The 19,448-nt window shown below is 71.8% G+C and carries 18 protein-coding genes; 4 read left to right on the forward strand and 14 right to left on the reverse strand.

Going from position 1 to position 19,448, the window contains the following annotated elements; translation table 11 throughout:
- Window positions 1–11: 11 nt before the first annotated feature.
- Window positions 12–413 carry a hypothetical protein gene (locus FB557_RS12200; RefSeq protein ID WP_144857885.1) on the reverse strand — a complete coding sequence of 134 codons (402 nt, stop codon included), beginning with the start codon at window positions 411–413 and terminating at the stop codon, window positions 12–14.
- Window positions 414–700: 287 nt separating this feature from the next.
- Here FB557_RS12200 and FB557_RS12205 point away from each other — a divergent pair, with 287 nt between their 5' ends.
- Window positions 701–949, forward strand: coding sequence for a WhiB family transcriptional regulator (locus tag FB557_RS12205; protein ID WP_144857886.1), 249 nt, complete (start codon window positions 701–703; stop codon window positions 947–949).
- A 38-nt stretch (window positions 950–987) separates the two neighbouring features.
- Here FB557_RS12205 and FB557_RS12210 read toward each other — a convergent pair whose 3' ends face one another.
- The 9 genes from FB557_RS12210 to FB557_RS12250 form a co-directional block, all read right to left on the reverse strand.
- Window positions 988–2,442, reverse strand: a complete 1,455-nt coding sequence (locus FB557_RS12210; protein WP_144857887.1) for a sensor histidine kinase — start codon at window positions 2,440–2,442, stop codon at window positions 988–990.
- A gap of 40 nt (window positions 2,443–2,482) precedes the next feature.
- Entirely contained in the window at window positions 2,483–7,285 is a 4,803-nt protein-coding gene (locus tag FB557_RS12215) for an NAD-glutamate dehydrogenase (RefSeq protein WP_144857888.1), read from the reverse strand.
- A gap of 78 nt (window positions 7,286–7,363) precedes the next feature.
- Window positions 7,364–7,852, reverse strand: coding sequence for a DUF2505 domain-containing protein (locus tag FB557_RS12220; protein ID WP_170236293.1), 489 nt, complete (start codon window positions 7,850–7,852; stop codon window positions 7,364–7,366).
- 5 nt (window positions 7,853–7,857) lie between these two features.
- Window positions 7,858–8,355, reverse strand: a complete 498-nt coding sequence (locus FB557_RS12225) for a hypothetical protein (RefSeq protein ID WP_144857890.1) — start codon at window positions 8,353–8,355, stop codon at window positions 7,858–7,860.
- A complete protein-coding gene (locus FB557_RS12230) occupies window positions 8,352–8,663 on the reverse strand; it encodes a hypothetical protein (RefSeq protein WP_144857891.1) in 312 nt (103 codons plus the stop codon). The genes FB557_RS12225 and FB557_RS12230 overlap by 4 nt, the downstream gene beginning before the upstream one ends.
- A gap of 136 nt (window positions 8,664–8,799) precedes the next feature.
- Window positions 8,800–9,828 (reverse strand): ketol-acid reductoisomerase, encoded by a 1,029-nt coding sequence (ilvC, locus tag FB557_RS12235; protein WP_144857892.1) that lies wholly within the window; start codon window positions 9,826–9,828, stop codon window positions 8,800–8,802.
- Between the two features lie 64 nt (window positions 9,829–9,892).
- The gene (ilvN, locus tag FB557_RS12240) at window positions 9,893–10,402 is read right to left on the reverse strand and encodes an acetolactate synthase small subunit (RefSeq protein WP_144857893.1); all 510 of its coding nucleotides are present in this window, start codon (window positions 10,400–10,402) and stop codon (window positions 9,893–9,895) included.
- A gap of 9 nt (window positions 10,403–10,411) precedes the next feature.
- Window positions 10,412–12,277, reverse strand: coding sequence for an acetolactate synthase large subunit (locus FB557_RS12245; protein ID WP_425462988.1), 1,866 nt, complete (start codon window positions 12,275–12,277; stop codon window positions 10,412–10,414).
- Window positions 12,278–12,632: 355 nt separating this feature from the next.
- Window positions 12,633–13,154, reverse strand: a complete 522-nt coding sequence (locus FB557_RS12250) for a SixA phosphatase family protein (protein WP_144857895.1) — start codon at window positions 13,152–13,154, stop codon at window positions 12,633–12,635.
- A 170-nt stretch (window positions 13,155–13,324) separates the two neighbouring features.
- Here FB557_RS12250 and FB557_RS12255 point away from each other — a divergent pair, with 170 nt between their 5' ends.
- Window positions 13,325–13,981, forward strand: a complete 657-nt coding sequence (locus tag FB557_RS12255; RefSeq protein WP_144857896.1) for a DUF937 domain-containing protein — start codon at window positions 13,325–13,327, stop codon at window positions 13,979–13,981.
- Window positions 13,982–14,081: 100 nt separating this feature from the next.
- Here FB557_RS12255 and FB557_RS12260 read toward each other — a convergent pair whose 3' ends face one another.
- Window positions 14,082–14,990 carry an NAD(P)-dependent oxidoreductase gene (locus FB557_RS12260; RefSeq protein WP_144857897.1) on the reverse strand — a complete coding sequence of 303 codons (909 nt, stop codon included), beginning with the start codon at window positions 14,988–14,990 and terminating at the stop codon, window positions 14,082–14,084.
- A gap of 208 nt (window positions 14,991–15,198) precedes the next feature.
- On the opposite strand from FB557_RS12260, the gene FB557_RS12265 reads away from it, so the two are divergent.
- Complete coding sequence (locus tag FB557_RS12265; protein WP_144857898.1) at window positions 15,199–15,525, forward strand: cupin domain-containing protein; 327 nt, start codon at window positions 15,199–15,201, stop codon at window positions 15,523–15,525.
- A gap of 8 nt (window positions 15,526–15,533) precedes the next feature.
- On the opposite strand, the gene gatB is transcribed toward FB557_RS12265, so the two are convergent.
- The 3 genes from gatB to gatC are packed head-to-tail and all read right to left on the reverse strand — an operon-like array spanning window position 15,534 to window position 18,934.
- Window positions 15,534–17,105: an Asp-tRNA(Asn)/Glu-tRNA(Gln) amidotransferase subunit GatB gene (gene gatB / locus FB557_RS12270; protein ID WP_144857899.1), complete on the reverse strand. Its 1,572-nt coding sequence runs from the start codon at window positions 17,103–17,105 to the stop codon at window positions 15,534–15,536.
- A gap of 3 nt (window positions 17,106–17,108) precedes the next feature.
- Complete coding sequence (gene gatA, locus FB557_RS12275) at window positions 17,109–18,635, reverse strand: Asp-tRNA(Asn)/Glu-tRNA(Gln) amidotransferase subunit GatA (protein ID WP_144857900.1); 1,527 nt, start codon at window positions 18,633–18,635, stop codon at window positions 17,109–17,111.
- A 2-nt stretch (window positions 18,636–18,637) separates the two neighbouring features.
- Window positions 18,638–18,934: an Asp-tRNA(Asn)/Glu-tRNA(Gln) amidotransferase subunit GatC gene (gatC, locus tag FB557_RS12280; protein ID WP_144857901.1), complete on the reverse strand. Its 297-nt coding sequence runs from the start codon at window positions 18,932–18,934 to the stop codon at window positions 18,638–18,640.
- Between the two features lie 91 nt (window positions 18,935–19,025).
- Between gatC and FB557_RS12285 the strand changes: the two genes are divergently transcribed.
- Window positions 19,026–19,373 (forward strand): hypothetical protein, encoded by a 348-nt coding sequence (locus FB557_RS12285; protein WP_144857902.1) that lies wholly within the window; start codon window positions 19,026–19,028, stop codon window positions 19,371–19,373.
- The last annotated feature ends 75 nt before the right edge of the window (window positions 19,374–19,448 follow it).

A 19,448-nucleotide genomic window follows, 5' to 3' on the forward strand; every position in this document is an offset into this window, starting at 1 on the left:
GGGCGGACCGGCTAGTAGAGAGCGTCGTCAGACCGGTCCACCGCTGGGGCGAGGGCGGCTGCGGCGATCCCGGCGAGCGCGAGGACCAGCAGCGGCACCGAGACCGCCGCACCGTTGGTGGTATGCAGGGTCCAGATCGCCGGCAGGAGCAGCAGGTTCCACACGATCGTCGGCGTGCGCGGCCACTGCCGCCTCGACCACCATGCCCGGGCCAGGACGAGCAGCAACCCGGCGAAGACGAGCGTCAGCGCCAGGGCCATGCCGGCGATCGACGGTTCGTCGGCAGCACCGGCCATGAGCTCGCGTGCGTAGAGCACAGCGACGGCGCCCAGGCCGAGTCCTTCGACGAGGCAGACGAGCGCGGCGACGGTCGCGGGAGTGCCCCTCTCAGAGGTCTGCGTCGTGCTGCTCACGCCTGAACTGTAGGTGCCCTGCAGATGTAGAAGAATTTTCTCACGAATCCCTAGCGCAACAGCGTCGCCGTCGCTAGCATGGTGGGCTGCCCGCCGTGATGCGCCAAGTCGTGATCCGAACACCACCGGAACACCCTTCGTTCATCATGCGTTCGGCAGGTAAGGCCCCTTCCACGGGGGTCGCTCGACCCGCACCGTCCGTCAACGCCGATCGACAGGAGCAGGGACCACAGCACCACCTGTCCACCCTCGACCGGTAACCCCCGACTGACAAGGAGCACCTCCCCATGGACTGGCGCGATCGCGCAGCCTGCCTCGACGAAGACCCCGAGCTCTTCTTCCCGATCGGCAACACCGGGCCCGCCATCGCCCAGATCGAAGAGGCCAAGAAGGTGTGCCGCCGGTGCGAGGTCATCGACACCTGCCTGAAGTGGGCGCTGGAGTCCGGTCAGGACGCCGGCGTCTGGGGCGGCCTCTCCGAGGACGAGCGCCGCGCCCTGAAGCGGCGCAACGCCCGCGCCCGCCGCGCCGGCTGACCGACCGGCATCGCGCCAGCTGACCGGCGCCGCGAGGGCTAACCCGACCGGCGCTTCAGCCGCGCGGAGAACGAGACCTTCGTCCCGCCCCCTTCGGCGTCCTCCCATCGGATCGAGCCCTTGAGGTCCTCGACCATCGCGGTGACGATCCGTGTCCCCAACCCCGCCCGGCTCGGCCGGAACCCGGCCGGCAGGCCGGCCCCGTCGTCGACGATGCTCACCCGGAGGATGTCCACCGCCCCGTCCGGGCGACGGTCCGCCGTGACGAGGATCGATCCCCCTTCGCCCAGGCCGTGCTCCACGGCGTTCTGCACCAGCTCGGAGACGATGAGCGCGACGGATGTCGCCTCCGAGGGGTCCATCCAGCCGAACGACCCCTCGACCCGAGAGCTCATCTCGTGCTCGGTGCGGGCCACCTCGACGATCGCGCGCAGCCCCCGCAGCGCGACCTGGTCGAAGTCGACCTCCTCGGTGAATCCGGTGCTCAGCGCCTCGTAGACCAGCGCGATGACCCCGATCCGCCGCTCGGCCTCCTTCAGCGCCGTCCGCCCGGCGACGTCCTCGAGCCGGCGGGACTGCATCCGCAGCAGCGCCGCCACCGTCTGCAGGTTGTTCTTCACCCGGTGGTGGATCTCGCGGATCGTCTCGTCCTTGCTCAGCAGTTCGCCCTCGCGGCGGCGCAGCGTCGAGACGTCCCGCACGAGCAGCAGCGCGCCGGTGCGCTGCCCCCGGTGCACCAACGGGACCGCGCGCAGCGTCGTCGTCGCTCCCCCGGCCGAGACCTCGGCGCGCCAGGCGGCCCGGCCCATGGTGACCAGGGCCAGGCCCTCGTCGAGCGGGCCGTCGATCTGCGGCAGGTTGCTCACCACCTGCGCGAGGACCTGACCGACGAGCGGCCCCTCGTGCCCGAGGCGGCGCAGCGCGCTCACCGCGTTGGGGCTGGCGAAGACCACCTCACCGTCCGCGTCGAGACGGATCACCCCGTCCCCGACCCGCGGCGCCCCCCGGCGCTGACCGGTGACGCTGGACCCGCTCGGCCAGTCACCGGTGAGGATCATCCGGCACAGGTCGTCGGCGACGTCGAGGTAGGCCTGCTCAAGCGCGCTCACGTCACGGGTGTCGTCGGGGGAGCGATGCCGAGTCATCACCGCGCTGCCGCCGGCCCCACCGACCGGGACCATGAGCACCCCCGCGGGGCCGGCGAGCGCGTCGCCGGTGATCACTCGCTCGGCGAGCCGGGCGACGTCGAGCGCCTCGGCGGTGTCGCGGTCCGGCCGCGTCCCGACCATGTCGTCGACGAAGGCCATCGGCCCGGTCATCGGCCGCGCATGCGCGGCCGCCACCCAGCCGTCCTCGCCGCGCACCCAGAGCAGGAGGTCGCAGTACCCGAGGTCGGCGAGCAGCTGCCAGTCCTCGACGAGCAGGCGCAGGCGCTCGGCCACCGCGTCACCGAGGGTGGTCGCCGAGGAGAGGATGGGCGAGGTGCTGCTCACGCCGGAGCCTCGACGCCCCGGGGCGGGACCGGTGCGGGTGTCAGCGGGTCACCGACCTCAGGGTGCGCAGCGCGACGGACAGGGCGGCGACCGTCGGCGTGGGTAGCGCCCGGATCCCGGCGAGGGAGTTGCGCACCCTCTGCCAGGACTCGTCGTGCGACTCCAGCCAGGTCGCGAAGCGCTCGTCGGGCTCGGGCGAGTCCAGCTCGCTGCTCGCGTCGAGCACCGAGCGGGTCAGGCTCTGCAGGGTCGCGTAGAGGTCGTCGCGCAGCGCGCCGCGAGCGAGAGAGTCCCACCGCTCGGCGCGCGGCAGCGCCGTCACCCGGTGCAGCAGGTCGTCGATGCGGAACTGCTCAGAGACGAGGTAGTAGACCGCGGCCACCTCGCCGGGCGTCAGCCCGGTGTCGGCGGCGATGTCGGTGATGTCGAGCAGCGAGTACTGGTCGAGGAGCGAGGCGGTCCACACCGCGAGCTCCTCGGGCACCCCGTCCCGCTGCAGCACCCCGGCCTCCTGGCGAAGCCGCTCAGCCTCCGAGCCCTGCAGCAGGTCGACGACCTGCGGGCCGAGCTCCTCGACGACCGGCGCGAACCGCTCGACCTCCCCGCGGATCGCCAGCCGACCCGAGCGGGCCGCGAGGAACCAGCGCACCGAGCGGTCCATCAGTCGGCGGAACTCGAGGTAGAGCCGGGTCTGCACCTCGGTCGGCACCTCGTTGTCGAGCGCCTCCACCGCGCGGACGTAGGGCTGCAGCCGGAAGATGTCGCGGGAGGCGACGAAGGCGCGAGCCACCTGCTCGCTCGTCGCACCGGTCTCGTCGCACGCCCGGTGCACGAAGGTGATCCCGCCCCGGTTGACCACCTCGTTGGCCAGGACGGTCGTGACGATCTCCCGGCGAAGGGGGTGAGCCCGCGCCTGGTCGGGATAGGCCTGGCGCACCTTGTCCGGGAAGTAGTCCAGGAGGAGGCCCTCGAGGGCCTCGTCGTCGGGCGTCGCGCTCTCCAGCAGGTCGTTCTTCAGCGCCAGCTTGGAGTAGGCGAGGAGCACCGAGAGCTCCGGGGAGCTCAGCCCGAGCCCCTCGTGCTCGAGGTGCTCGACCTCAGCCTGGCTGGGCAGGAACTCCAGCTCGCGGTCGAGCTCGCCGCGGGCCACCAGCGCCCGCATGAAGGTCTCGTGGACGGGGAGCATCGACCCGCCCTGCGAGCGGGCGTTGCCGAGCAGCACGTTCTGCTCGTAGTTGTCCCGCAGCACCATCCGCGCGACCTCGTCGGTCATCGAGGCGAGCAGCTCGACCCGGCCGTCCTCGTCGAGCCCGCCGTCGCGCACGACCTCCCCGAGGAGGATCTTGATGTTGACCTCGTGGTCGCTCGTGTCGACGCCGGCCGAGTTGTCGATCGCGTCGGTGTTGATCCGCACGCCGTGGCGGGCGGCCTCGATCCGGCCGCGCTGGGTGGCGCCGAGGTTCCCCCCTTCGCCGACGACCCGCACGCGCAGCTGGTCACCGTTGACCCGGTAGGCGTCACCGGCCCGGTCCCCCACCTCGTCGTGGCTCTCGGACGTGGCCTTGATGTAGGTGCCGATCCCGCCGTTCCACAGCAGGTCGACCGGGGCGCGCAGGATCGCGTGGATCAGCTCGGTCGGGGTCATCGCGGTCGGGCCGTCCAGCCCGAGCGCCCGGGCCGCCTGCTCGCTGACGTCGATCGACTTCGCGGTACGCGGCCACACCCCTCCACCGTCGCTGATCAGGTCGCGATCGTAGTCGTCCCACGAGCTACGGCCGAGGTCGAAGAGACGCCGCCGCTCCGGATAGGAGCTGGCCGCGTCCGGGTCGGGGTCGATGAAGATGTGCCGGTGGTCGAATCCGGCGACCAGCCGGATGTGCTCGGAGAGCAGCATCCCGTTGCCGAAGACATCCCCGGACATGTCGCCGATGCCGACGACGGTGAAGTCCTCAGTCTGGGTGTCGTGACCCATCTCGCGGAAGTGCCGCTTGACCGACTCCCACGCGCCGCGCGCGGTGATGCCCATCCCCTTGTGGTCGTAGCCGATCGACCCGCCGGAGGCGAAGGCGTCGCCGAGCCAGAAGCCGTAGTCCAGCGCCACCGAGTTGGCCAGGTCGGAGAAGGTGGCCGTGCCCTTGTCGGCGGCGACGACGAGGTAGGGGTCGTCGCCGTCGTGACGCACGACGCGCTCCGGCGCGACGATCTCACCGTCGACCCGGTTGTCGGTCACGTCGAGCAGCCCGGAGATGAACTGCACGTACGCCGAGCGGCCGGCCTCCATCCACGCCTCGCGGTCCTCGGCCGGGTCGGGCAGCTGCTTGCCGACGAAGCCACCCTTGGATCCGGTCGGGACGATGACGGCGTTCTTGACCATCTGCGCCTTGACCAGTCCGAGCACCTCGGTGCGGAAGTCGTCCCGCCGGTCGCTCCAGCGCAGCCCGCCTCGGGCGACGAGCCCGAAGCGCAGGTGCACCCCCTCGACCTGCGGGGAGCAGACCCAGATCTCGAAGGCGGGCCACGGCTTGGGCAGGTCGGGCACCTTGGCCGGCTCGAGCTTGAGGCTGATCCGCGGCAGCGGCTCGCCCGCCTCGTCGACCTGGTAGTAGCTGGTGCGCAGGGTCGCGGCGATCACCCCGACGAAGGCGCGGATCACCCGGTCCTGCTCGAGCGAGGCCACGTCGTCCAGCGCGGTCTCGATCCGCTCACGCACCGCCGCCTGAGCCTCGGCCCGGGCCCCCTCGTCGCCCTCGGCGTCCGGGTCGAAGCGCGCGGTGAAGAGCGCGACGAGGTCGGTGGCGATGCCGGGGTTGCTCACGAGCGCCTCGGCGAGGGAGCGCAGGCTCCACGTGGCCCGGGTCTGCTTGAGGTACTTGGCGATGGTGCGCAGCAGCGCCACCTCGCGCCAGGTCAGGCCCGCGCCGACGACGAGCGCGTTGAGCGCGTCGGACTCGGCCCGCCCGCTCCACACGGCCGCGACCACCCCTTCGACGAGGTCGCGCAGCTCCTCGTGGCTGTGCTGCTGCCAGCTCTGGGCGTCGGCGACCTTGAGACCGAAGTCGTACACCCCGATGCGCTCACCGTCGGAGCGGGTGAGGATGTAGGGCTCCTCGTCGATCACCTCGACCCCGAGGTCGCGGAAGACGGGCATGATGTCGGCCAGCGACACCCGGTCGATGCTGAAGAGCTTGAAGCGGCGCACCTGCGGCCCGACGTCGTGCCCGGTCTGCGGGTCGTAGAGCACCCCGGCGTAGCGGTGCTCCTCGTCGATCCGCACGGCGTTCTTCAGGTCGGCCACGGCCTGGGCGGCGGTGAAGGCACCCTGGTAGTCCAGCGGGTAGCCGTCGACGAAGGGGGCGAGCGCCGCCTCCGCGCTCTCCCGGCCGAGCAGCTCGACCGCCTTGGTCTGGAGCATCTCGGTCCAGCTGCGTGAGGCCTCGGCGACGCTGGTGCGCAGCGCCGCGAGCTCGGCGTCGGACGGGACGTGCACGGCTGCGCCGTCCTCGCGTCGCAGGACGTAGGACAGGCGGGCGAGGGAGTCCTCGGAGACCTTGGCGGTGAAGGTCGCCTCGTCGGCGCCGATCGCCTCCGAGAGCACCTCCTCGATGCGCTGGCGCACCGGCGTGGTGTACCGGTCGCGCGGCAGGTAGACCAGCGCCGAGACGAACTGCTGCTGCCCGTCGCCGCGCAGGAAGAGCGCGGTCTGGCGCAGGCCCTCGACCCTGAGCACCTCGTGCACCACCTGCTCGAGGTGCTCGGCCGAGCTCTGGAAGAGCTCGTCGCGCGGGAAGGTCTCGAGCAGCCGCAGCACCCGCGCCCCGCTGTGCGAGTCGCGGCTCCACCCGGCCGACTGGAGGATGTGGTCGATCTTGCGCTGCAGCACCGGGATGCTCAGGACCGGCTCGGTGTAGGCGCTGGAGGTGAAGAGGCCGACGATCCGGGTCTCCTGCACCTGGCCGTCCGGTCCCTGCCAGCGCACCGCGACGTGGTCGGGGTAGGCCACCCGGTGGACGGTGGCGCGCGAGGAGCCCTTGCCGATCCAGACACCGCGCTCGCCGTCGGCCAGGCCGCGCTCGGCGTCGCTCAGCTTGCGCTCGTCGCCGGTGAGCGTCCCCAGGCCCGACCCGGCGACGATCTCCATAGCGTCGCCGTCGACGGTGAAGTCACGCACCCCGAGCAGCAGCATGTGGTCCTGGGCCACCCACCGCAGGAAGTCCGCGCTCTCGGTGGCCCGCTCGTCACCCCCTTCGCCGATCCGCTCGGCCAGCTCCTGGACCCGGGCGCGCATCGGCTGCCAGTCCTGGACCACGATCTCGACCTCGTCGAGGACCGAGCGCACCATGGCCTCGCCGTCGGACTGCTCCAGCCCGGACCCGGCCACCTCGAATCGCATCCACGACTCCGCGACACCAGAGTCGGCCTCGGCGTCCGGGGCGAGGTCGGTGATCTCCTGCAGCCGGCCGTCGGCGTCACGCGCGACGCACAGCTGGGGGTGCACGACCGCGGTGATGCGGTGACCGCGGCCCTCCAGAGCGCCGCGCACGGAGTCGACGAGGAAGGGACGGTCGTCGGTGACGACCCGCAGGGTGCCCCCGTCGATCGCGACGAGGGTCTCCCCCGGCGCGCGCCGGGCGGCGAGCTCACGATGCGCGGTCGCCATGGCGAGCAGCTCCTCGGCGGAGCGGTCGCCGACCTCGGCCTCGACGTGCCGGAGGTATCGGCGGACGAAGGGGGGATCCTCGCCGGCGTCGGCGGCCAGGCGGGCGGCCTGCTCGACGGCGACGCTGTCGCTGCGGTCCTCGGTGGGGTCCTGGGCACTGGTGGAGTCAGCTGAGAGCGGAGCCATGGTCCTGTAAACGTGTCCTCGATCGCGTCGTGACGAGACCGACGTCGTCGTCGGTACTCGTCACACTAGCGCCGTCTGTCACTCACCCAGACGCCGGGCGAGGGCGGCCGCCTCCTCGTCGACCACCTGACCGATCGCCCCGGCGATCTGTCCCTCGAGCGAGCGGCCGATGAGGGGGATGGTGCAGCGCAGATCGCCGTCGATGACGAGCTGGCAGCCAGCGGTGGTGGGACGCAGCGCCGCGCTGCCGGTGAGGTTGATCGGTGCGCCGACGGTGTGCACCCGCAGGTCGGCTTCGCGGGCCCCGTCCGCGGTCGCCTCACCCCACTGCCGCTCGTCGATGACCGTCAGGTGGTCACCGACGACGGAGCGGACCGGGGCGGGCGCGCCGTCGGTGGGCTGCTGGATCTCGATGCGGACCACCGCGGTCTCGCCGCTGCGGCTGACGGCAGCGGTCGAGCCGTGGCCGACCGCGCCGACGCGATCGCGCTGGAAGTCCTCGTCGGTGATGACGGCATAGGCGTCCTCGACGGACGCGGGCAGGTCGTAGGTCTTGGTGAGGTTCACACCGGTCACCGTAGTGACCGCTGCAGGCTCTCGGCGTGATCGACGAGGACCGAGCGGCGGCGCTCGAGGAGGACTCGGCTGCGGGCCAGCGCCCGCTGCAGCCGTTCGATCGTCGCGTCCTGCTCGGCGACGTGGCTCGCGTCGGCCTCGCCGAGGACTCCGGGACGACGCACCACGGCCCCGTCGCGCAGCTCCAGCCCGACGGCGGCGGCCTGCTCCTCGACCCGGCGCAGCTCCCCCTTCGCCTCCGAGAGGGCGTCGGCGTACTCCTCCAGCGCCGATGCCAGCCGGGTCAGCTCGGCCCGGGAGGCGCCCGCCCGGGCGGCGAGGTCGTCCAGGCCGTGACGGTGGCGCACCGCCACCCGGCCGACCCAGCCGTCGGCCGCCTGCTGCTGGGCGCGGGTGAGGTCGTCGGTCGCGCCCGCGAGCGCCCGCTCGTGGCGGCGCAGGGTCGAGACGAGGGAGGCGAGCGACCCGGGGTCTCCCTGCAGGTCGGCGCTCACTGCCGGGCCTGCCCGGCCGAGGTCGATGCCGCCCCCGGCTGCGCGCCTGTCGAGTGCTGCGTGCCGGGCGACTGCTCCTCCGCGAGGCTGCCGAGGGCGAAGGACACCTCGAGCGCGTCGACCTCGATCGCGCGCAGGGCGGCGACGAGGGAGTCGACGGCGTCGTCGACGGCCCGCTGGCTGGCGTGGTCGCCGACGATCGGGAGGGCGTCGAGCAGCTCATCGGCCGCCTCGCCCGCGCAGCGACCGAGCCGGCCACCCGCGGCGCCCACCGCGCGCAGCTGCTCAGGGTCTCGGTGTACTCGCATGATCAGGCCAGCCTAGCGAGATCCGGCCCGGCGCCTCCGGCGTCGCCCACAACCCCCCTTCGACGCCCGCTACCACGCAGTACTGGCTGTGATCACGACCAGTACTGCGTGGTAGCGGGGGCGTCAGGGGGCGAGGTCAGCGGGCGGCGCTGCCCTCGGTGTAGTCGTCGTCGGTCTGCTTCCAGGAGAAGTGGCTGCGCAGCACCTTGCCGGTGGCCTCGATCGGGTGCCCGGCCTCCTGCTCCCGCAGCTGCTGGAACTCGCTCGCCCCGCCGTCCTGGTCGTCGATGAAGCGCTGGGCGAAGGACCCGTCCTGGATCTCGGAGAGGACCTCGCGCATGCGCTCCTTGACCGAGTCGTCGATGATCCGCGGGCCGGAGACGTAGTCGCCGTACTCGGCGGTGTCCGAGATCGACCAGCGCTGCTTGGCGATGCCGCCCTCCCACATGAGGTCGACGATGAGCTTGAGCTCGTGCAGCACCTCGAAGTAGGCGATCTCGGGCTGGTAGCCCGCCTCGGTGAGGGTCTCGAAGCCGGCCTGGACGAGGTGGCTCATCCCGCCGCAGAGCACCGCCTGCTCGCCGAAGAGGTCGGTCTCGGTCTCCTCGGTGAAGGTCGTCTTGATGACCCCGGCGCGGGTGCCGCCGATCCCCTTCGCGTAGGACTTCGCGATCTCCCAGGCCTGGCCCGAGGGGTCCTGCTCGACGGCGATGATGTCGGGGATGCCGCGCCCGGCGACGTACTCGCGGCGCACCGTGTGCCCCGGCGCCTTGGGCGCGACGAGGATGACGTCGACCCCGGCCGGGGGCTGGATGTAGCCGAAGCGGATGTTGAAGCCGTGGCTGAAGACGAGGACGTCGCCGTCGCTGAGCGCCGGCTCGATGTCCTGCGCGTACAGGCTGCGCTGGGCCTGGTCGGGCGCGAGGATGACGACGACGTCGGCCTCCTCCGCCGCCTCGCGCGGGGTGAGCACCCGCAGGCCCTCGTCCTGCGCCTTCGCGCGGCTCGAGCTGCCCTCCTTGAGGCCGACGCGCACGTCGACCCCGGAGTCGCGCAGGTTCAGCGCGTGGGCGTGCCCCTGCGAGCCGTAGCCGATGACCGCGACCTTGCGGCCCTGGATGATCGAGAGGTCGGCGTCGTCGTCATAGTAGATCTCGGCGGCCATGGTTGCGGTGCTCCTTGCTGTCGTGGTCTGCGTGGTCGGTGGTTTGCGGATGAGCGAAGGGGGGTCAGCGGCCGGATCGGTCGGTGATGGAGCGAGGGCCGCGGGCCATCGCCACCATGCCGGACTTGACGATCTCCTTGACCCCGAAGGGCGTGAGGATCTCCAGCAGCGCCTCGTGCTTGCTGGTGTTGCCGGTCGACTCGATGATCATCGCCTCCGGGGTGACGTCGAGGATGCGCGCCTTGAACAGCTGCGCGGTCTCGAGGATCGGGCCCCGCGTCGTCGCGTCGGCGCGCACCTTGACGATGAGCAGCTCGCGCTCGACCGAGGCGAGGGGGTCGAGCTCGACCACCTTGAGCACCTCGACGAGCTTGTTCAGCTGCTTGGTCACCTGCTCCAGCGGGAGGACGTCGACGTCGACGACGACGGTCATCCGCGAGACGTCGGGCTGCTCGGTGGGGCCGACGGCGAGGCTGTCGATGTTGAACCCGCGCCGGGAGAAGAGCGCGGAGATCCGGGCGAGGACGCCGGGCTTGTCCTGGACGAGGACCGAGAGGGTGTGCTTGCTGCTCATGTCGGCTCCTCACGCCTCCTGGTCAGCGGTGTCGGACTGGGTGTCGCTCTGCTCGTCGGTCTGCCCGCCGGTCTCGCTGTGGTCGGCGTCGGTGCCCTGGGCGTAGGCCTCGGACTCCTCGCGGTCCCAGTCCGGCGCGGCGTCGCGGGCGATCTGAATCGCGTCGTTGGACACCCCGGCAGGCACCATCGGCCAGACCATCGCGTCGCGCTCGACGACGAAGTCGATGACGACCGGCCGGTCGGTGATCTCCATCGCCTGCCGGATCGTCGCCTCGACGTCCTCGGGCCGCTCGCAGCGCAGGCCGACGCAGCCGTAGGCCTCGGCCAGCAGGACGAAGTCGGGGATCCGGCTGCCCACGGAGGTGTGCAGGTCGGTGTTGGAGTAGCGCTGGTTGTAGAAGAGCGACTGCCACTGGCGCACCATGCCGAGGCTGGAGTTGTTGATCACCGCGACCTTGATCGGGATGTCGTTGATGACGCAGGTCGCCAGCTCCTGGTTGGTCATCTGGAAGCAGCCGTCGCCGTCGATCGCCCACACGACCCGGTCGGGCTCGCCGACCTTGGCACCCATCGCCGCCGGCACCGAGTAGCCCATCGTCCCGGCCCCGCCGGAGTTCAGCCAGGCGCCGGGGCGCTCGTAGTCGATGAACTGTGCGGCCCACATCTGGTGCTGCCCGACGCCGGCGGCGTAGACCGCCTCCGGGCCCGCGATCTCGCCGATCTTCTCGATGACGTACTGCGGCGAGAGTGCTCCCGGCTCCTCGCTCGGGGTGTAGCCGACCGGGTAGGTCTGCGCCCACCCCTTCGCCCGGCGCACCCAGGCGCTGATGTCCTGACCCGGCTTGCCGCGGACCTCCTCGGTCAGCTCGGCGATGATCTCCTTCGCGTCGCCGACGATCGGGACGTCGGCGGTGCGGTTCTTGCCGATCTCGGCCGGGTCGATGTCGGCGTGGATGACCTTGGCGAAGGGGGCGAAGGAGCTCAGCTGGCCCGTCACCCGGTCGTCGAAGCGGGCACCGAGGGCGATGATGAGGTCGCTGCGCTGCAGCGCCGTCACCGCCGCGACCGACCCGTGCATCCCGGGCATGCCGAGGTGCAGCGGGTGGGTGTCGGGGAAGGCACCGCGCGCCATGAGGGTGGTGACGACGGGGATGCCGGTGGCCTCGACGAGGGCCCGTAGCTCCTCGTGGGCGCCGGAGCGGATCACGCCGCCGCCGACGTAGAGCACCGGCTCTCGGCTGGCCGCGATGAGGCGCGCGGCCTCGCGGATCTGCTTTTGGTGCGGCTTGACCGTCGGGCGGTAGCCGGGCAGGTCGATCTGCGGGGGCCAGGAGAAGGTGGTGCCGGCCTGCAGCGCGTCCTTGGAGATGTCGACGAGGACCGGGCCGGGCCGGCCGGTGCTCGCGACGTGGAATGCCTCGGCGATCACCCGGGGGATGTCGGCGGGGTCGGTCACGAGGTAGTTGTGCTTGGTGATCGGCATCGTGATGCCGCGGATGTCGGCCTCCTGGAAGGCATCCGTGCCGATCGCCGCGGAGCTGACCTGGCCGGTGATCGCAACCATCGGGACCGAGTCCATGTAGGCGTCGGCGATGGCGGTGACGAGGTTGGTCGCCCCCGGCCCGGACGTCGCCATGCACACCCCGACCTTGCCGGTGGCGCTGGCGTAGCCCTCGGCGGCGTGGCCGGCGCCCTGCTCGTGACGCACGAGGATGTGGCGGACCGAGGTGGAGTCCATGAGCGGGTCGTAGGCCGGCAGGATCGCGCCGCCCGGGATCCCGAAGACGACCTCGGCGCCGACCGACTCCAGCGCGAGGACGAGACTCTCGGCCCCGGTGGCCTCGCGGGCCTGGGCCGGGCGGGTCTCCTGCACCTGCTTCGCCACGGAGGCGGGGCTGGGGAAGGCCGTGCGGGGCTGCTCCGTCACGCTCTCACTCACGTGCTCTCTCCACTTCGTCTCGGGTCGTGACCGGGCCGTCACCATTGTCTTCTGCCATGAAAAAGCCCTTCAGTCCGGGTGGGGACGTGAAGGGCGCGCGCTGCGGCGAGGCTGGTGTGCCTCAGGCAGCGCGCCGGTGAAGTACGAGGACCGCGGTCATGGGCCTCACTGTCGTCTCAGCCCCCGCCCGTGTCAAACTCCGAGACAGAACCGTCCACGATACGGACGAGAGGAGTCGCCGCCCCGTCGCCAAGCGCGGAGCTGTCAGCGGGCCCGTCGGCGGAGACTCCTACGGCGTGCGGAAGGTCTCGAGGACCGCCGAGCCGTAGGACAGGTCGCTCCAGTGCCCCTGGTAGCGCAGCACTGCCGCAGCGCCCGGTGGGAACCCGTGACTGAGCGCCTCGTGCGCGTCGTCCTCACCCTCCCCGTCGGCGAGCAGGCTGACCACCTGCGGGACCGTCGGGGCGTGCCCGACGAGCAGGACCATGTCGGCGTCGACGGTGGACTCGCGCAGCACCCGCAGCACGTCGTCGGCGTCGGCCTGGTAGAGCACCTGCTCGACCTGGACCTCGGCCTCGGAGCACCCGCCGCAGGCCACCTCGTCGACGGTCTGCATCGCCCGGGTGGCCGGTGAGGTGATCACCTCGTCGCAGCCGAGGCCCTGGTCGTGCAGCCAGCGCCCCAGCGCCTGCGCCTGGAGCTGACCGGCCTCGGTCAGCTCTCGCTCCCGGTCCGCCCCGCCGGGCGGCGCAGCCGCCGCCTCCGCATGCCGGACCAGCACCAACGTCCTTCCCTCGGCTGCACGTGTCATACCGCTCAGTCTCCACCCGGCACGCCCCCCTTCGCTGGTCTTTCGCGATGGTGTCCGCCTCTCCCCTTCGCGCAATCCGCATCGGGGCCGCGCACCGCGGGGTAGCGTCTCGACCTGAGCGACGCGCCCGGCCGGGCGCGTCCGCCACCGTCTGCCACGAGGAGATGCCGATGTCCGAGATCGATGACCTCATCAGCCAGCTGCCGACCCAGCGCCTCGCCGAGCAGCTCGACGAGGACCCCGAGGCGGTCGACCAGGCCGCCCGCGCCGCCCTTCCCGCCCTGCTCGGCGGGCTGCAGGCCAACGCGATGGACCCCGGCGGCGAGGCCTCGATCCGGCGCGCGCTGCAGGACCACGACCCCTCGCTGGCGCAGGGCGAGATCGACGTCGACCGGGTCGACACCGCCGACGGGCAGGCGATCTCGAGCAACATCTTCGGCCCGCAGGAGGACGAGGTCGTCTCTCGCCTCGGCGGGGTCGGTGGTCAGGTCAGCTCAGGCCTGATCAAGAAGCTCATCCCGATCCTCGCCCCGATCGTGCTGTCCTACCTCATGGGCAAGCTACAGCAGGGCGGTGCAGGCGGGTCGACACCTCAAGCCAGCCAGGGGCCGGGTCAGGGCGCGCGCGAAGGGGGTGTGCTGCCTGGGCCCGACGGACCGCGCGGCCAGGGCAGCCCCGCCGACGACGGCGGCCTCGCCGACATCCTCGGCTCGATCCTCAGCGAGCGGCAGAGCGACCCGCAGCGCAGCGAGCCGCGCCAGGTCCCCAGCGGCGGGGACATCATCGGCGACATCCTCGGCGGCCTGCTCGGCGGCGGCCGCCGCTGACCCGCCGCCCCGCCACTTCTGCCCTCAGGGCACGAATCGCGGGGAACTCGTCCGACACGCCCGCCATTCGTGCCACGAGGGCACGAGTGGCGGGCGTCGCTCAGACGAGGTGGAGCGGCCCCTCGCCCCGGCCGAGACGGGTGAGCTGCTCGCGAAGCAGGGCCAGGGCGCGGGGGCGGAAGGCCTGACTCGCGCCGCCCACGTGCGGGGTGATGAGCACACCGGGCGCGCTCCACAGCGGATGCTCCGGCGGAAGCGGCTCGGGATCGGTGACGTCCAGCGCGAAGCGCAGCCGGCCCGCGTGACGGAGGGCCGCGTCGGTGTCGAGCACCGGACCACGGCCGACGTTGACCACCAGCGCATCATCGGGCAGCGCGGCGAGGGTCTCGTCGTCGACGAGGTGGCGAGTGTGCTCGGTCAACGGCGTGACGACGACGAGGATCTCGGTGCCGGGCAGCAGGTCGGGCAGCTCGTCGATGCCGTGGACCTGATCGACGAGGTCGTCGCCGTCGCGAGCTCGCGAGGCGACCGCGGTGACGTCGGCCTCGCAGGCGAGCAGACGGCGGACCACCGCCGCTCCGACCGAGCCGTAGCCGACGAGGGTCACCTGGCGGTCGGCCAGGCCGGGAGCGAAGGTGAGGTCGGCCCACTCCCCCGTCGCCTGGTGGCGGACCGCATCGTCGATCCGGCGCTGGGCGGCGATGATCAGACCGAGAGCCAGCTCCGCGGTCGCCGTGTCGTGCAGGCCGCGGGCGTTGGCGAGCGCGACCCCCTCGGGCACCCGGCCGGCGACGCTGTCGTACCCGGCGGTGAGCAGCTGCAGCAGCCGGACGGACGGCTTCTCGGCAAGCGCCGCAGCGGCCTGACCCTCGTCGAGGTACGGCGCGACCATCACCTCGATGTCGTCGTCCGGCGGATCCTCGCGCGGGTCCCAGACGAGCATCTCGACACCGTCGATCGGGCCGAGGTCGTCGATCCAGCTCTGGTCCGGCAGCGAGACGAGCACCATCACCCCGACGGTACCCGGCACCCCCTTCGCAGATCCCCGGGGAACCTCAGACGAACAGTCACCGGCCCCCTTCGCAGATCCCCGGGGAACCTCAGACGAACGGCCACCCGACCCCTTCGCAGATCCCCGGGGAACCTCAGACGAACGGTCACCCTCGCCCTTCGTAGACTTGCCGGGAACCGCCGGATCGCGACCTGAAGGAGCCACCGTGGAGTCGCTGAGCATCACCGCCGTCGCCGACGAGCTGAGCGGGGAGGCCGCCAGTGCCTCGGCCGGACGCTCAACCCGGGTGATCACCAAGAGCCCCGGCGGCCTGCGCCAGATGCTCCTCGCGCTGGCCGCCGGCCGCGGGCTGAGCGAGCACCAGAACCCCGGCCAGGCCACCCTGCAGGTGCTCCGCGGCGCGGTCCGCCTCACCGCAGGCGAGGAGTCCTGGGACGGCAGTGCAGGCGACTACCTCGTCATCCCCGAGCGCACCCACGACCTGCAGGCGAGCGAAGACTCCGTCGTCCTGCTCACCTTCGTCACCGGCTGAGCGACGGGTCAGGCGGCCCCGAGCTTGGCGAGGATCATCTCCCGGGCCTTGCCTGCGTCGGCCTGACCCTTCATCTCCTTCATCACCTGGCCGATGAGGGCGCCGGCAGCCTGGACCTTGCCGCCGCGGATCTTCTCGGCGATGTCGGGGTTGTCCGCGATGACCTTCTCGACCGCGCCCTCCAGGGCACTGTCGTCCTGGACCAGCTCCAGCCCGCGAGCGTCGGCGACCTGGGTCGGTCCCCCTTCGCCGTCGAGGACGCCCTCGAGCACCTGACGGGCCATCTTGTCGTTGAGCCGGCCGGCGACCACCATCGACTCCAGCTCGGCCACCTGCGAAGGGGTGAGCCCCACCTGGTCGGCGTACGTCACCAGGTCGGTGGCCTGGGTGTTGGCCCGGCGGGCGGGCTCACCGAGCCACCACTTGCGGGCGGCCTGCGGCGTCGCCCCGGCCGCGACCGTCTCCTCGATCAGCTCGACGGCGCCGGCGTTGAGCACGTCGCGCATCTCCAGGTCGGAGTAGCCCCACTCCCCCTGCAGCCGCTTGCGGCGCTGGGCCGGCGGCTCGGGCAGGGTCGCGCGCAGCTCCTCGACCCAGGCCGCGTCCGGCGCCACCGGGACGAGGTCGGGCTCGGGGAAGTAGCGGTAGTCCTCGGCGTCGGACTTCTCTCGGCCGCTCGTGGTGATCCCGGTGTCCTCGTGCCAGTGCCGGGTCTCCTGGAGGATCGACCCACCGGAGGTGAGCACGGCTGCGTGCCGGCACACCTCGAAGCGCACTGCGCCCTCGACCGAGCGGAGGCTGTTGACGTTCTTGGTCTCGGTGCGGGTGCCCATCGGCACGGCCAGCTGGGCGTCCGACGTCGGGTCCTCGCCGGCCTTGGGGCGAAGGGAGAGGTTGACGTCGCAGCGCATCGAGCCCTGCTCCATCTTGACGTCGGAGACGTCGAGGGCCCGCAGCAGGTCGCGCAGCGCCGAGACGTAGGCCTTGGCCACCTCCGGTGCCCGGTGCCCCGCGCCGACGAGCGGCTTGGTGACGATCTCGATGAGCGGTATACCGGCGCGGTTGTAGTCGACGAGGGAGAACTCGGCACCCTGGATGCGTCCGGTCGAGCCGCCGACGTGCAGGCTCTTGCCGGTGTCCTCCTCCATGTGCGCGCGCTCGATCTCGACCCGATAGGTCTCGGTGCCCTCGCCGGACTCGGCAGGGATCTCGACGTCGAGGTAGCCGTCGAAGGCGATCGGCTCGTCGTACTGGCTGGTCTGGAAGTTCTTCGGCATGTCCGGGTAGAAGTAGTTCTTCCGCGCGAAGCGGCACCAGTCGGCGATCTGGCAGTTCAGCGCCAACCCGATGCGGATGGCCGACTCCACCCCCTTCGCGTTGACCACCGGCAGGGCCCCCGGCAGGCCGAGGCAGACCGGGCAGACCTGGGTGTTGGGCTCGGCGCCGAAGGTCGTGGCGCAGCCGCAGAACATCTTCGTCGCCGTGCCGAGCTCGACGTGGACCTCGAGGCCCATCACCGGGTCGAACTGCGCGAGCGCCTCGTCGTAGCCGAGGACGGCGTCGTCTCGGGTCGTCGTCATCGCTCAGGCTCCCTCGGTCTGACGGGCGGTGGTGAGGTCGGGCGCACGGTCGAGCAGCGGACCGCCCCACTTCTCGAGAAGTCGCTGCTCCAGAGCGGCCCCGACGGTGTAGAGCCGGTCGTCGGCCATGGCGGGCGCGAGGATCTGGAAGCCGGCCGGCAGCCCGTCCTCGTCCGCCAGGCCGCTCGGCAGCGACATGCCCGGGATCCCCGCAAGGTTCGCCGGGATGGTCGCGATGTCACCGCGGTACATCGCCATCGGGTCGTCGGTCTTCTCCCCGAAGCGGAACGCCGTCGTCGGCGCGGTCGGGCTGACGAGGACATCGGCCTGGCCGAAGGCGGCGGCGAAGTCGTCGGCGATGAGGCGGCGGACCTTCTGCGCGCTGCCGTAGTAGGCGTCGTAGTAGCCCGAGGAGAGGGCGTAGGTGCCGAGGATGATCCGGCGCTTGACCTCGTCACCGAAGCCGGCGTCGCGGCTGGCCGCCATGACCTGCTCGGCGCTCGGCGCGGCGACGCCGTCGGGCCCGACGCGCAGGCCGTAGCGCATGGCGTCGAACCTCGCGAGGTTGCTGCTGGCCTCGCTCGGGAGGATGAGGTAGTAGGCCGCCAGGGCGTACTCGAAGCTCGGGCAGGACACCTCGACGACCTCAGCGCCGGCATCGACGAGGTGCTGCACGGCCTCGTCGAAGCGGGTCTGCACCCCGGGCTGGAAGCCCTCTCCGGTGAGCTCGCGGACGACCCCGATCCGCATGCCGGCGACGTCGGCGCGCTCCGCGGCCGCCACCACGTCGGGGACGGGAGCGTCGATCGAGGTCGAGTCCATCGGGTCGTGCCCGGCCATCACCTCGTGCAGCAGGGCGGTGTCCATGACCGTGCGCGCGCACGGGCCAGCCTGGTCGAGGCTGCTCGCGAGGGCGACGAGGCCGTAGCGCGAGACCCCGCCGTAGGTGGGCTTGACCCCGACGCTGCCGGTCACGGCGGCAGGCTGCCGGATCGAGCCACCGGTGTCGGTGCCGGTGGCCAGGGGCGCCTGGAAGGACGCGACGACCGCGCTCGACCCGCCTCCCGAGCCGCCGGGGATCCGGTCGAGGTCCCACGGGTTGGCGGTGTTGCCGTACGCGGAGTGCTCAGTGGAGGAGCCCATGGCGAACTCGTCCATGTTGGTCTTGCCGAGGATCGGCAGGCCCGCGGCCTTGAGCCGGCTCACGACGGTCGCGTCGTACGGCGGCACCCAGCCCTGGAGCATCTTCGACCCGCAGGTCGTCGGCATCCCGGTCGTCGTCATGACGTCCTTGACCGCGATCGGGACGCCCGCGAGGCGGTGCAGACTCTCCCCCTTCGCCCGTCGGCCGTCGATCTCACGGGCGGCGGACAGGGCCGACTCGCCGGCCACATGCAGGTAGGCGTGAACTGCCCCGTCGACGGCCTCGGTGCGGTCGAGGTGGGCCTGGGTCACCTCGAGCGAGGTCAGCTCGCCGGAGGCGAGCGAGGAGGCCAGATCGGCCGCAGAGAGGCGGGTGATGTCGCTCATGCTCACTCCTCGTCCAGGATGCGCGGGACGGAGAACCGCTGCTCCTCGGCGAGCGGGGCGCCGGCGAGCGCCTGCTCGGGCGTGAGCGAGGGGCGCACCTCGTCAGGCCGGGTGACGTTGACCAGCGGCATCGGGTGGCTCATCGGCTCGACATCCTCGATCGGCGCCTCCTGCACCTGGGCGACCGCCCCGAGCACCTGGTCGAGCTCGCCGACGAGGCGGTCCAGCTCCTGCGGCTCGAGGTCGATCCGGGCCAACGAGGCGAGGTGAGCGACGTCGTCGCGGCTGAGATCAGGCATGCGGGCCAGTCTATGGGCCCGCCGAGGACCCACCTGACCCCTCTCCTCGTCCAGGGGGCAGGCGGGGTCGGACCCGCGTACCGTGAGCCGCGTGACCGACCTGGATGCCACCGAGCAGCGACTCCTCGCGCTCCTGGAGCCCTACCGGGAGGGGTTGGTCGAGGGCACGATCTACGGGATGCCGAGCCTGGCGTGGCCCGGCGCGGCCAAGCAGGACTACCTCGTCGCGTGGAAGCAGGCGAGCCGCCAGGTGAGCCTCTACCTCCTCCCGGTCCTCGCCCACCCGGACGTCCTCGAGGCGGCAGGCGAAGGGGTACGAGCCGCCCAGACCGGCAAGGTCACCTTCGGATTTCGGGAGGTCGACGAGGAGCTGGCCGGGCAGCTCAGCGACTTCCTGGGAGTTCTCGCGCGGCGCTACCGCGCCGACCACACCGGGTGAGATCAGGGCGCGAGCGGCTTCGGCGTCGGTTAGGCCCCACCGGGGGTACCGCGCCAGCTGGCAGAGCGGCATGCT

The organism is Marihabitans asiaticum (genome assembly GCF_007828725.1).
Taxonomy (GTDB): Bacteria; Actinomycetota; Actinomycetes; order Actinomycetales; family Dermatophilaceae; genus Marihabitans; species Marihabitans asiaticum.

Bases quoted from the DNA above. Each gene is read 5' to 3' on its own strand.
- ilvN (WP_144857893.1), bottom strand. From the start codon at position 10,402: ATGAGCAGCAAGCACACCCTCTCGGTCCTCGTCCAGGACAAGCCCGGC.
- FB557_RS12250 (WP_144857895.1), bottom strand. From the start codon at position 13,154: ATGACACGTGCAGCCGAGGGAAGGACGTTGGTGCTGGTCCGGCATGCG.
- ilvC (WP_144857892.1), bottom strand. From the start codon at position 9,828: ATGGCCGCCGAGATCTACTATGACGACGACGCCGACCTCTCGATCATC.
- FB557_RS12230 (WP_144857891.1), bottom strand. From the start codon at position 8,663: ATGCGAGTACACCGAGACCCTGAGCAGCTGCGCGCGGTGGGCGCCGCG.
- gatB (WP_144857899.1), bottom strand. From the start codon at position 17,105: ATGACGACGACCCGAGACGACGCCGTCCTCGGCTACGACGAGGCGCTC.
- gatA (WP_144857900.1), bottom strand. From the start codon at position 18,635: ATGAGCGACATCACCCGCCTCTCTGCGGCCGATCTGGCCTCCTCGCTC.
- gatC (WP_144857901.1), bottom strand. From the start codon at position 18,934: ATGCCTGATCTCAGCCGCGACGACGTCGCTCACCTCGCCTCGTTGGCC.
- FB557_RS12260 (WP_144857897.1), bottom strand. From the start codon at position 14,990: ATGGTGCTCGTCTCGCTGCCGGACCAGAGCTGGATCGACGACCTCGGC.
- FB557_RS12205 (WP_144857886.1), top strand. From the start codon at position 701: ATGGACTGGCGCGATCGCGCAGCCTGCCTCGACGAAGACCCCGAGCTC.
- FB557_RS12255 (WP_144857896.1), top strand. From the start codon at position 13,325: ATGTCCGAGATCGATGACCTCATCAGCCAGCTGCCGACCCAGCGCCTC.
- FB557_RS12215 (WP_144857888.1), bottom strand. From the start codon at position 7,285: ATGGCTCCGCTCTCAGCTGACTCCACCAGTGCCCAGGACCCCACCGAG.